This window comes from Amycolatopsis sp. NPDC006131 (assembly GCF_040614175.1).
Lineage (GTDB): Bacteria > Actinomycetota > Actinomycetes > Mycobacteriales > Pseudonocardiaceae > Amycolatopsis_E > Amycolatopsis_E tucumanensis.
The window spans coordinates 32,560-44,165 of sequence record NZ_JBEXTX010000071.1 but is presented as its reverse complement, the minus strand read 5'-3'; the positions used below and the strand labels follow the sequence as shown (position 1 = coordinate 44,165).

General features: G+C 72.4%; 10 protein-coding genes. 7 read left to right on the top strand and 3 right to left on the bottom strand.

Annotation, left to right across the window (positions count from 1 at the left end; all coding sequences use genetic code 11):
• Nucleotides 1-491: 491 nt before the first annotated feature.
• Complete coding sequence (locus ABZ215_RS29460; protein WP_237338070.1) at nucleotides 492-1,445, top strand: sporulation protein; 954 nt, start codon at nucleotides 492-494, stop codon at nucleotides 1,443-1,445.
• 18 nt (nucleotides 1,446-1,463) lie between these two features.
• Here the strand turns inward: ABZ215_RS29460 and ABZ215_RS29455 are convergent, their stop codons facing one another.
• Both ABZ215_RS29455 and ABZ215_RS29450 read right to left on the bottom strand, forming a co-directional pair.
• Nucleotides 1,464-2,924 (bottom strand): multicopper oxidase domain-containing protein, encoded by a 1,461-nt coding sequence (locus ABZ215_RS29455; RefSeq protein WP_354953223.1) that lies wholly within the window; start codon nucleotides 2,922-2,924, stop codon nucleotides 1,464-1,466.
• Nucleotides 2,921-3,130 carry a DUF5957 family protein gene (locus tag ABZ215_RS29450; RefSeq protein WP_020417526.1) on the bottom strand — a complete coding sequence of 70 codons (210 nt, stop codon included), beginning with the start codon at nucleotides 3,128-3,130 and terminating at the stop codon, nucleotides 2,921-2,923. The genes ABZ215_RS29455 and ABZ215_RS29450 overlap by 4 nt, the downstream gene beginning before the upstream one ends.
• Nucleotides 3,131-3,238: 108 nt before the next feature.
• Between ABZ215_RS29450 and ABZ215_RS29445 the strand changes: the two genes are divergently transcribed.
• Together ABZ215_RS29445 and ABZ215_RS29440 are read left to right on the top strand one after the other, a co-directional pair.
• On the top strand, nucleotides 3,239-4,351 hold the full coding sequence (locus ABZ215_RS29445) for a sensor histidine kinase (RefSeq protein ID WP_354953221.1): 1,113 nt from the start codon (nucleotides 3,239-3,241) through the stop codon (nucleotides 4,349-4,351).
• A complete protein-coding gene (locus ABZ215_RS29440; RefSeq protein WP_354953219.1) occupies nucleotides 4,348-5,010 on the top strand; it encodes a response regulator transcription factor in 663 nt (220 codons plus the stop codon). The genes ABZ215_RS29445 and ABZ215_RS29440 overlap by 4 nt, the downstream gene beginning before the upstream one ends.
• On the opposite strand, the gene ABZ215_RS29435 is transcribed toward ABZ215_RS29440, so the two are convergent.
• Complete coding sequence (locus tag ABZ215_RS29435; RefSeq protein ID WP_354953217.1) at nucleotides 4,968-5,606, bottom strand: TetR/AcrR family transcriptional regulator; 639 nt, start codon at nucleotides 5,604-5,606, stop codon at nucleotides 4,968-4,970. The two genes, ABZ215_RS29440 and ABZ215_RS29435, sit on opposite strands and share 43 nt — an antisense overlap.
• A gap of 52 nt (nucleotides 5,607-5,658) precedes the next feature.
• Here ABZ215_RS29435 and ABZ215_RS29430 point away from each other — a divergent pair, with 52 nt between their 5' ends.
• From ABZ215_RS29430 to ABZ215_RS29415, 4 genes are all read left to right on the top strand, one after another.
• Nucleotides 5,659-6,990 (top strand): MFS transporter, encoded by a 1,332-nt coding sequence (locus ABZ215_RS29430; protein WP_354953215.1) that lies wholly within the window; start codon nucleotides 5,659-5,661, stop codon nucleotides 6,988-6,990.
• Between the two features lie 99 nt (nucleotides 6,991-7,089).
• Complete coding sequence (locus tag ABZ215_RS29425; RefSeq protein ID WP_272883243.1) at nucleotides 7,090-8,307, top strand: glycosyltransferase family 4 protein; 1,218 nt, start codon at nucleotides 7,090-7,092, stop codon at nucleotides 8,305-8,307.
• Entirely contained in the window at nucleotides 8,304-10,424 is a 2,121-nt protein-coding gene (locus tag ABZ215_RS29420; protein WP_237338076.1) for a glycogen debranching N-terminal domain-containing protein, read from the top strand. Before ABZ215_RS29425 ends, ABZ215_RS29420 begins: the two co-directional genes overlap by 4 nt.
• Before the next feature lie 106 nt (nucleotides 10,425-10,530).
• Entirely contained in the window at nucleotides 10,531-11,547 is a 1,017-nt protein-coding gene (locus ABZ215_RS29415; protein ID WP_235716095.1) for an ABC transporter substrate-binding protein, read from the top strand.
• Nucleotides 11,548-11,606: the final 59 nt, after the last annotated feature.

Below are 11,606 nucleotides of genomic sequence, written 5' to 3'. Positions count from 1 at the left end.
AGTGTTCGGTTGCCGAGACACCGCGTCAAGCCGGGAAAGCGTGGCTTGACCCGGTGGCTCGGCAACCGATTTGGCTGGGGATCGGGTTGCGGGAGGGGGGTGGCTCGGAGGGGTTGGTGCGTGGCGTTGCCGGGTGGCTGTTGGGTGGGGGTGACGGGTGGCTTCGTGCGGTGGGTTTCCGGACGCTGCCGGACGACGCTCAGGCGGGTGCGCGGCGCGACTCGTCGGGGTGACGGATGGCTTCGTGCGGTGGGTTTCCGGACGCTGCCGGACGACGCTCCGGCGGGTCGGCGGTGCGGCTCGTGGGGGGTGACGGGTGGCTTCGTGCGGTGAGTTTCCGGACGCTGCCGGATAACGCTCGGGCGGGTGCGCGGTGCGACTCGTGGGGGTGACTGGCTTTCGTTGCCGGGTTCCTGGTGGTGAGCGGGGTTTTGCTGCCGGTAGTCTCGATCTTGAGCCTGTTTTGTCCGGATCCCCAGGAGGAACTGTCCATGTTCAAGCGGATGCTCAGCGCCTTCGGCGTCGGTGGGCCGTCGGTCGACACCGTGCTCGACTCGGGCCACTCGGCGCCCGGTCAGGTGGTCACGGGGCAGGTCCGGATCCAGGGCGGCAGCGCCGACGCGGCCATCGACCAGGTCGTCCTGTCGCTGGTCACGCGGGTCGAGATCGAGCACGGCGGGCACGAGTCCGCGGCCACCGGGGAGTTCCACCGCCAGCTCGTGCAGCAGGGCGTTCGGGTGCCGTCCGGTCAGCTGGTCACGGTGCCGTTCGAGCTGCGCCTGCCGTGGGAGACGCCGATCACCGCGGTCGGTGACTCGCTCCTGCACGGCATGGCCGTGGGCGTGCGGACCGAGCTGGTGATCTCGGGCGCGCCCGACAAGGGTGACCTCGACCCGGTCCACGTGCACCCGCTGCCCTCCCAGGACCGGGTGCTCGACGCGTTCGGGCAGCTCGGGTTCCGGTTCCGCAACGCCGACGTGGAAGCGGGCCGCCTCTACGGCGTGCGCCAGGAGCTGGGCTTCTACCAGGAGCTCGAGTTCTTCCCGCCGGCCGAGTTCGCCGGGCGGATCAACGAGGTCGAGCTGACCTTCGTCGCCGGGCCGCACGATCTCGCCGTCGTGCTCGAAGCCGACCGGCGGGGCCGCTTCATGCAGGCCGGTGGCGACTCGTTCGGCCGCTTCCAGATGTCGCACCAGGACGCGGAGAACGCCGACTGGGCCGCGCTCATCGGGCAGTGGCTGACCGAAGCCGCCCAGCGCGGCGGGCACTCCGCGTTCGGCAACCCGGCCTTCGGCGGGCACCACCCGGGCCACCACGGCCACCACGGTCACGGCCGCGGCATGGGCGTCGGCGGCATGGTGGCCGGCGCGGCGGCCGGTGTCGTCGGCGGCATGATCATGGGCGAGATGCTGGAAGAGGCCTTCGAGTTCGACGGCGAGGAGTGAGTCACCGCACCAGCCCATTCACCGGACCACGAAGTTCGCCATCATCATCATGTCCTCGTGTTCGAGGTTGTGGCAGTGCAGGACGTACTTCCCGCGATAACCCTCGAACCGGACGAGCACCTCGGCCTGGTCGCCGTTGCCCAGGTCGACCGTGTCCTTCCAGCCGTGCGCCGTGCCCGGCACCTGGAACGGCGCGAGGTGGATGTGGATCGGGTGCGGCACGTTCTGCGCCCGCAACCGCCACAGCTCCACCGTGCCCAGTGCCGGCTCGGCCACGACGCCGTCCGCGCTGAACGGCATCCCGTTGACCGTCCACAGTGTCATCCCGTGGTGCTCGGCCCCGCCGCGGCGGAACGTGAACTCGCGTTCCGCCACGGCATCCGAGCGGGACAGCGGCCGCACGTCGGCCAACCGGTCCGGGATGGCGCTGTCGTCGCGCGCCCGGCGGGTCACCACGAACCGCATCACCCGCGCTGTGCCGCCGTCGCCGAGCCGGTTCACCAGCGTCACCTCCTGGCCGGGCGAATACGCCGAGAAATCGATCACCACGTCGTACCGTTCGGCCTGCGCGATCTGCAGCCGCTCGTGCCGGACCGGCGCGGCCAGCAGCCCCTGGTCGCCGCCGATCTGTGTGAACCCGGGCCCCGGCGGGTCCAGCGCGAGCCGGTAGCGGCGGGCGTTGGAGGCGTTGAGGATCCGGAACCGGTAACGCGCGGCCTCGACCTCCATCACCGGCCACGGCGCGCCGTTGACCAGGATGCAGTCGCCGAGCACGCCACTGACGAAGTCGCTGGTCACGCCCGGCTGCCCGAGCAGTGACGGGTCGACCGACGGGTAGGCGAACGAGCCGTCCGCAGCGAACGACCGGTCGGTGATCATCAACGGCACCTCGCGCTCGCCGCGCGGCAGGGGCAGCGCGTCCTCCTCGTCGTCACGCACCAGGTGGAACCCCGCCAGCCCGCGGTAGACCTGCGGGCCGGTGAAGTCGGCCCGGTGGTCGTGGTACCAGAGCGTGGCCGCGGGCTGGTCCAGCGGGTACACGTACTCCCGGACCGCGCCGGGCGCGACCAGGTCGAGCGGGTAGCCGTCGTGCTCGGGCGGGGTGCGGCCGCCGTGCAGGTGCACCACCACCGGCACGCCGAGCTCGTTGCGGTGCCGGACGACGGTGGTCTCGCCGCGGCGGGATTCGATCGTGGGGCCGGGGAAGATCCCGTCGTACCCCCAGACCGTCGTGCGCAGCCCGGGCAGGATCTCCACCTCGGCGGCGCGCTGGGTGATCTCGTAGTTGCCGGGGCGGACCGGCCGCAGCACCGGCGGCACCGGCAGCGGCACGGTGAACGGCTCGGGAAGTTTCGCCGCGCTGCGCAACAGGGTGCCCGCGCTGGACTCGGTCTCGGTGTTCGCGCCGCCGCTCGAACAGCCCGCCACGAGCAGGCCGGCCGCGGTGACGCGGAACAGGTCACGCCGGGACAGGTTCACCGGTTCCGCCTCCGCTGGTCGATCAACACGGCGGCGACGGCGCCCGCGACGGCGAGCAGTTGCGGCCCGAACCCGATCACGAACGTCCAGGGCGCGTCGACCTGGCCGTCCCGCGCGGCCAGCCGTCCGACGAGTTCGCTGAAGACCAGAAATCCCACCGCGAGGCCCGCGAACAGGCCGAGGATGGCGACACCCAGGGTTCTCATGCGAGCCGAAACTAGGCAGGTCCGCGCCACCCGTCGTCCGTCCGCAGGCGATCGCACAGTCAACATCCGGCGACTGTGCGCGGGCGGGGACCTGGCTATTCTCGGGACGTGAGCGAGCGAAAGCGGGTGCTCGCCGACGCCGCTCTGGGGGTCGCGACCTCCACCGTGGTGGCCGTCGCCATCGCGATGGACCTCGGCGGCGCACGGGCGCCCGATCCGGTGGCGTACCTGTTCGCGGTGTGCCTCGGCGCGCTGATGCTCGTGCGCCGCCGGTTCCCGGTGCTGGCGCTGGCCGCGACCGCGGCCGGGCTGCTCGCCTACCACGCGGCCGGCTACCCGCCGGTCGGGCTCGCGCTGCCCGTCGCGGCCGCCCTGTTCTCCGCGGCCGAGGCCGGCCGGGCCCGCGTCGCGGCGGTGACGGCGGCGGGGTTGGTGCTGGTCAGCACGTTCTTCCGGTTGCGGCAGGGGGAGGACCCGGACTACCTGCTCGGGTTCGAGCTCGCCTCGACGGTGGGGCTGATGCTGAGCGCGATCGCGCTGGGGGCGTTGCGCGCCGAACAACGCCGCACCGCGCGGCAGGCCGCCGTGGAGCGGGAGTGGGAGGCCAGGCGGCGGGTCGAGGAGGAACGCCTGCGGATCGCGCGGGACCTGCACGACGCCGTCGGGCACACGCTGGCGGTGGTGTCGGTGCAGGCCAGTGTCGCCGCCGAGGCCCTCGACGACGACCCGGACGCGGCCCGGTCCGCGCTGGCGACCCTCCGGCTGGCCGCCGACGAAGCCGCCCACGACCTGCGGACCACGCTCGGCCTGCTGACCGACGACACCGGCCGCGCCCCGGTAGGCAGCCTGCGCCACCTCGACGCGCTGGTGACCGCCACCGTCCGAAGTGGTCTGGAGGTGACCGTGTCGACCGAGGGTGAACCGGTCGCGTTGCCCGCTGCCGTGGACACCACGGCGTACCGGATCGTGCAGGAGGCGCTGACCAACTGCCTCCGTCACGCCCGGGCGAGCAAGGCGGAGGTGCGGCTGCGCTACGAACCGGGCCGGCTGCGGATCCAGGTCTGCGACGACGGCGCCGGCGCCGAACTGCCCGCCCGTGGTGGCCGCGGCCTGGACGGCATGCGGGACCGGGCCGAGTTGCTGGGCGGTTCGGTGACGCTGGAGTCCCGCCTTGGCGCGGGTTTCCGGATCGACGCGAGCCTGCCGGTGGAGCGGCGATGATCCGCGTCGCGCTCGCCGACGACCAGCACCTGATGCGGGCCGGCCTGTCCGCGCTGCTCGCCCGCGCCGACGACATCACCGTCGTGGGCGAGGCCGCCGACGGCGCGGAGGCGGTGACGCTCGCGCTCACCGCGCGGCCGGACGTCGTGCTGATGGACATCCGCATGCCCGGCGTGGACGGCATCGAGGCCACGCGGCGCATCGTCGCCGACCCGCGGTTGCGCGCCGTGCGGGTCGTCGTGCTGACCACCTTCGACACCGACGAGCACATCCTGGACGCGATCCGCGCCGGTGCCTCGGGGTTCCTGTTGAAGAACACCGAGCCGGACGACCTGCGGGCCGCGGTGCGGACGGTCGCCGCCGGTGACGCGCTGCTGTCGCCGTCGGTCACCCGGCGCGTGATGGCGGCGGTGGCGCGCGGCCACCGCACCGACCCGGCGCGGCTGGCGCGCCTGACCGAGCGGGAACGGGAACTGCTCGCCGAGGTCGCCGCGGGCCGGTCCAACGACGAGATCGCCGGGCGGCTGTTCCTGAGCCCGGCCACCACCCGAACCTACGTGAGCCGCCTGCTGTCCAAACTGGACGCGCGCGACCGCGCCCAGCTGGTGCACATCGCCTACGAGTCCGGCCTGGTCCGCCCCGGCGACCCCGGCCGGTGACCGCAGCCGAGCCACCCCGGCGCGGCGACTCCGGTCAGCACCACGTCCACCACCTGCTCGGCCAGGCGATCGGTGACCGGCAGGTGTCCGAAGAGGACCCTGTAGTAGGTGGTCGAGGCGAGCATGTCGAGCACGAGGTCGAAGTCGAGGTCCGGGTCGAGGTCGCCGCGCTCGATGCCCCGGCGCAACGCCTCTGCGGTGGACGTCCGTCGCGTGTGGAAGTAGTCGCGCAGGAACACCTCGGCGAGTTCCGGATCGTCGGCGAGGTCGGCGACCAGCGCGGGCAGCACGCGCCGTCCGATCCTGGTGGTGAAGGCCTCGCTGAGCGTCCCGATCCCCGCGATCAGATCGCAGCGGGTGCACCCGGTGTCCGGCGTGGGTACCGCGCCCACCGTGGCCACCAGCGCGTCGACGACCAAGTGTTGCCGTCCTCGCCAGCGGCGGCGTAGCGCGGGCTTGCTCGTGCCCGCCCTGCTCGCCACCGCCTCCAGGGTGAGCGCCGCGTAGCCCACCTCGTTCAGCAGGTCCACCGTCGCTTCGCGGACGGCTCCGTCGATGCGCTCGTCGCGTGGCCGTCCGGCCCGGGTGCTCGTCACAGCGTCACCCTAGCACTTCCATTTCGTTTCGGTACGGAACATAATAGCCGTCATGACCGTCTCCTCGGCTGCCGAGGGTGTGCTCTCGGCCCGCTACCGGGCCCGCACCGTCGGCATCGTGCTCACCGTCGGACTGGTCGCGCTCGAATCCCTCGGGGTGGCGACCATCCTCCCGGACATCTCCCGCCTGCTCGGCGGCCTCGGCTCCTACGGCTGGGCGCTGGCCGCGCTGATGCTCGCCAACATCGTCGGCACCGTCCTCGCCGGTCACGCCGCCGACCGGGGTGGAGCGGCCCGTCCGCTGGCCGCCGGGCTGGTCGCGTTCGCACTGGGCAGCGCGCTGGCCGGCCTTGCCCCGTCGTGGCCGCTGTTCCTGCTCGGCCGGTTCACGCAGGGCCTCGGGGTCGGCGCGGTGATGGCGATGGCCTACACGCTGATCGGGCTGGTCTACCCCGAACGGTTGCGCGCGCGCATGTTCGCCCTGCTGTCCTCGGCCTGGACGATCCCGTCGCTGGTCGGGCCGGTCGTCGCGGCGGCGGTGGCGAGCTCGGCAGGCTGGCGGTGGGTGTTCCTCGCCATGATCCCGCTCACCGGGGTCGCGGCTTGGTGCACGCTCCCCGGACTGGCACGGCCGGCCGCCACAACCTCGGAGTCCTCTCGGTGGCGGCCGCTCGTCAGCAGCGTCGCGCTCGCCGCAGGCACCGCGATCCTGTTGGCCGCACTGGAACTCCACACGGTCGCGGTGCTGGTTCCGCTCGCCGCCGCCGGGTTCGTCCTCGCCGTGCTGGCGCTGCGGCAGGTCACCCCGGCCGGGACGCTCGTCGTCCGGCGCGGGGTGCCCGCCGGGGTGGTCGTGCGGTTCCTGCTGTGCGCGGTGTACTTCGGCACCGAGGCGTTCCTGCCGCTGGGGCTGACCGAACTGCGGCACGTGAGCGCGTTCGAGGCCGGGCTGGGGCTGTCGGCCGGGGCGCTGAGCTGGGTGGCCGGATCGGCGGCGCAGGCGAAGTGGGACCACAACCGGCGGGCGGCGGTGGCTCTGGGTTTCGCGGTCCTGGTGGCCGGGGTGGCGGTGCTGGCCTACGGCGTGCTCGTCGGCCCCGGGCTGGTCGCGGTGCTCGGCTGGGTGATCGGTGGGGCAGGCATGGGTGTCGCGTTCAACGCCGCCACCACCGAAACCCTCGGCCGCGCCCCGGACGGGCAGCAGGGCTCGGTCAGCGCGGCGCTCCAGCTGGCGCAGACCCTCGCCACCGCTGTCGCGAGTGGACTCGGCGGCGCGCTCATCGCCGCCGAAGGCGCGGCACCGGCGGCGTTCCTCGCGGTCTTCGCCGGCACCGCGGCACTCGGCCTCGCGGGCGTCGTGGCAGCACGGCGGATCACTGTGTGACACAGATCTCCCCCGCCCGGAGCTTGCCGAGGCGATCACCGCTGTATTAGCACTCTTAGGAGGAGAGTGCTAATTGCATAGACGGTCCGAGGAGGCAGCTTGAGCAGCGCGCACCGCCCCGCGTGGAAAGCCCGATCTGTTTCGCACGCCGCCGTGCGACGGGACGATCCCGACCGCCCGCTCCGCGTGGCGATGGTCGTCCCGCCCTACTTCGACGTTCCTCCGAAGGCCTACGGCGGGGTGGAGGCGGTGGTGGCCGACCTCGCGGACGCCCTCGTCGACCGCGGGCACCACGTCACCCTGATCGGCGCGGGGCGTCCCGGCACGAAGGCGCGGTTCGTCCCGGTGTGGGACCGCACCGTGCCGGAGCTGCTCGGCGAGCCCTACCCGGAGGTCATGCACGCCATCGCCGCGCGCCGGGCCGTGCAGCGGCTCGCCGCGACCGAGGGCGTCGACGTGGTGCACGACCACTCGCTGGCCGGCCCGCTCAACGCCCCCGCCTACGGTGTGCCGACCGTGGTGACCGTACACGGCCCGGTCGGCGAGGACATGGCGCGCTACTACACCGAACTGGGCGACGACGTGCACCTGGTGGCGATCAGCGACCGGCAGCGCGAGCTGGCGCCCGGCCTGAACTGGATCGGCACCGTCCACAACGCACTGCGGCTGGCCGACTGGCCGTTCGAGTCCGAAAAGGACGACTACGCGTTGTTCCTCGGCCGGTTCCACCCGGACAAGGCGCCGCACCTGGCGCTGGAGGCCGCGCACCGGGCCGGGCTGCGGCTGGTCCTGGCCGGAAAGTGCGCCGAGCCGATCGAGAAGGAGTACTTCGAGCGGGAGGTCCGGCCGCGCCTGACCGACAACGACCACGTGTTCGGCGTCGCCGACGCGACCGCGAAGCGTGAGCTGCTCGCCAAGGCCCGCTGCCTGCTCTTCCCCATCCAGTGGGAGGAGCCGTTCGGCATGGTCATGATCGAGGCGATGGCGTGCGGCACGCCGGTGGTGGCGTTGCGGTCCGGCGCGGTGCCGGAGGTGGTCGTGGACGGCGTCACCGGCCTGGTGCGTGACGACCCGGCCGACCTGGTGCAGGCCCTGCACGACGTCCGCCACCTCGACCCGGCCAAGTGCCGCGCGCACGTCGCCGAGCACTTCGACGTCGGCGGGCTGGGCGCCGGTTACGAGGCCGCGTACCGCCGGGCGGTCGAGGTCAGCAGGCTGCGGCGCGACTACGCCGCCCTCGACTCGGCGCTCGACCGCGCCTACGACCAGATGGACAACGACGGCCCCACCCTGCAGCCATCCGGAGGACGGCCATGACGCCGGAGGCGTTCAACGCGGGCGAGCCGGTGCCCGTGACCAGCGCGGGCGGCACGGTCACGCTCGTCGAAGGCAGCACGTTCTGCCTGTCCGGCACGAATGGCGACATCCAGCCGGGCACCTCGCACGGCCTGTTCTTCCGGGACGCGCGGCTGATCTCGCGGTGGGAGCTGCGGCTGGACGGACAGTCGCCGCACCCGCTGTCGGTCATCTCGCCGGAGGCCTTCGCAGCGCAGTTCGTGCTGCGCCGCAACCCCAAGCCGGGCCAGGCCGACAGCACGCTGCTGCTGGTGCGGGAGCGGTTGGTCGGCGACGGCCTGCGGGAGACGATCACGCTGCGGAACCTGGGGCGGGAGAACACCGTCGCGACGCTGACCCTGCACGTCGACGCGGACTTCTCGGACCTGTTCGCGGTCAAGGAGGGCCGCCCCGCGCACGGCGGGGCGGACGCCACCGTGGCCGGCTCGGAACTGTTGCTGCGCGACCGGACCGACGGCTCGCGCGGCCTGTCGGTGAGCGCCACCGCGGACCCGCTGGCCGCGCCCGGCGTGCTGAACTGGCGGGTCGTCGTGCCCGCCCGCGGCGAGTGGTCGACCGAGATCGTGGTGCAGCCGACCGTCGGGAACCGGCGGGTGCGGCCGCAGTTCGACCGCGGCGAGGAGGTCGAGGCGAGCGGCCCGGCGCGCAAGATCCGCGCGTGGCGCGACGTGAGCACGATGATCGCGGCGGACGACCCGGTGCTCACGCAGGTGTTGCAGCGCACCGAAAGCGACCTCGGGGCGTTGCAGATCCACGACAGCAGCCAGGACGGACGGCCGTTCGTCGCGGCGGGCGCGCCCTGGTTCATGACGTTGTTCGGCCGGGACAGCCTGCTCACCGCGTGGATGGCGCTGCCGCTGGACGTCGGTCTCGCGCTGGGCACGCTGGAGACGCTGGCGGAGCTGCAGGGCAAGCGCGTCGACCCGCTGACCGAGGAGGAACCCGGCCGGATCCTGCACGAGCTGCGGCTCGGGCCGGACAGCGACCAGGTGCTCGGCGGCAGCCACTACTACGGCACGGTGGACGCGTCGCCGCTGTTCGTCATGCTGCTGGCCGAGTGCTGGCGCTGGGGCGCGGGCGAGACGGCGGTGCGGGCGCTGCTCCCGGCCGCCGACGCGGCGCTGGAGTGGCTGGAGCGCTACGGCGACCGCGACGGCGACGGGTTCGTCGAGTACCGGCGCGCGACCGACCGGGGACTGCTCAACCAGGGCTGGAAGGACAGCTTCGACGGCATCAACGACGCGGCGGGGCGGCTGGCGACCACGCCGATCGCGTTGTGCGAGGTGCAGGGCTACGCCTACGCGGCCTGGCTGGCGCGCGCCGAACTGGCCGACGCGTTCAACGACCCGGCCACCTCGGCGCGCTGCCGGGAGCGGGCCGAGCGGTTGCGGGAGCGGTTCGCCGAGGCGTTCTGGCTGCCGGAGCAGGGCTGGTACGCCGTCGCGCTGGACGGGCGCAAGCAGCCGCTGGACGCGCTGACCAGCAACACCGCGCACTGCCTGTGGTCGGGCATCGCGACCGACGAGCACGCCGCGGTGCTGATCGAGCGGCTCAGCCGCCCGGAGATGGACAGCGGCTACGGGCTGCGGACGCTGTCCTCGGCGATGGGCGCGTACAACCCGATGAGCTACCACAACGGCTCGGTGTGGCCGCACGACACGGCGATCGCGGTGGCCGGGCTGCTGCGGTACGCGCACCTGCCGGGCGCGGTGGACCTGGCGCAGCGGCTGGCGACCGGGCTGCTCGACGCGGCGGCTTCGTTCGGCGGGCGGCTGCCCGAGCTGTTCTGCGGGTTCTCGCGGTCGGAGTTCAGCCCGCCGATCCCCTACCCGACGTCGTGTTCGCCGCAGGCCTGGGCGAGCGCGGCGCCGCTGCTGCTGGTGCGGTCGTTCCTCGGGCTCGAACCACACGTGCCGCAGCAGCGGCTGGTGGTCCGCCCGCACCTGCCGGGGCAGTGGGGGCGGGTGCGGTTGTCGGACCTGCGGCTCGGTGAGCTGACCGTGCACGTCGAGGCAGATCACGAAGTGGCCAAGGTTCGGGGGCTGCCGGAGGGCTGGGACCTGCGTCTAGCTGGGTGAACGGCGTTCGGGGGTGATCCGCGTCGCACACTGCGGGGTTGATTCCTTAGGTTAGCCTTGCTTGACTTGGCGCAATTTGTCGCAGTTCCTTCGAAAGGGTGTTGCCATGTCTCGCAGGGTTCGCCTGCCCGGACTCCGCTCACTCGTGGCCGCTTCGGTCGCGGGTGTGCTCGGCCTCGGGCTCGTGGCGTGTGGCAATGTGCAGGATTCGTCGACGCAGTCGGCGTCCTCAGCGAGCGCCGACGCGTCGGCCTTCCCGGTGAGCATCACGCACAAGTTCGGCACCACGACGATCGAGAAGGCGCCGCAGCGCGTCGTCGTGATCGGCACGTCGACCGACGACCTCGACGCGGCCGTCGCGCTCGGTGTCACGCCGGTCGCGTTCTTCAACAAGTCCGGGATGGACGGTGTGCCGTCCTGGCTGCAGGGCAAGGTCGACCCGGCCAAGACGCAGATCGTCAACGCGGCGAGCGGTGTCAACGCCGAGCAGGTCGGGGCGCTCACGCCGGACCTGATCCTGGCGACCGCGGACTACGGTCTCGAAGAGGAGTACGCGAACCTGTCCCGGATCGCGCCGACGGTCGGCTACGCGACCGAGTGGGGTTCGCAGAGCTGGCAGGAACACCTCAACGTGGTCGCGCAGGCGCTCGGCAAGACCGCCGACGCCAAGCAGGTCGAGACGAGCACCCAGGGCGCGATCGACCAGCTGAAGGCGCAGTACCCGAACGCGGCAGGCAAGACGTTCACCGCGTCCGTCGGCAACACCGCGGGCAAGATGTTCACGCTGGTGTCGCAGAAGGACTTCGCGGTGCAGCTCGTGGAGTCGCTCGGCCTGAAGTTGAGCCCGACGGTGACGGACGCCGCGCAGACCGACGCGGGCAGCCCGACCGGCTCGCTCACGCCGGAGCAGTACGACAAGCTCGCCGCGGACCTGGTGATCGTCGCCTACACCTCGCCCGACTACCGGACGGCGTTCGAGAGCAACCAGCTGGTGGCCCCCATCAAGGCAGGCAACTACCTGGTGGTGGACATGGAGACGATCTCGGCGCTGCGTGCTCCTACCGTGCTGGACATTCCTTGGGTGCTGGAGAAGTTGAAGCCCGGGTTGGCTAAGTTGGGTTGATTTTGGCCTGAAGGAGCCCTCCTCGCTTTGGCGGGGAGGGCTCTTTTTGCGTTGCCGCT

Coding starts and splice junctions, on each gene's coding strand:
- ABZ215_RS29415 (WP_235716095.1), top strand. CDS start 10,531: ATGTCTCGCAGGGTTCGCCTGCCCGGACTCCGCTCACTCGTGGCCGCT.
- ABZ215_RS29430 (WP_354953215.1), top strand. CDS start 5,659: ATGACCGTCTCCTCGGCTGCCGAGGGTGTGCTCTCGGCCCGCTACCGG.
- ABZ215_RS29450 (WP_020417526.1), bottom strand. CDS start 3,130: ATGAGAACCCTGGGTGTCGCCATCCTCGGCCTGTTCGCGGGCCTCGCG.
- ABZ215_RS29460 (WP_237338070.1), top strand. CDS start 492: ATGTTCAAGCGGATGCTCAGCGCCTTCGGCGTCGGTGGGCCGTCGGTC.
- ABZ215_RS29440 (WP_354953219.1), top strand. CDS start 4,348: ATGATCCGCGTCGCGCTCGCCGACGACCAGCACCTGATGCGGGCCGGC.
- ABZ215_RS29420 (WP_237338076.1), top strand. CDS start 8,304: ATGACGCCGGAGGCGTTCAACGCGGGCGAGCCGGTGCCCGTGACCAGC.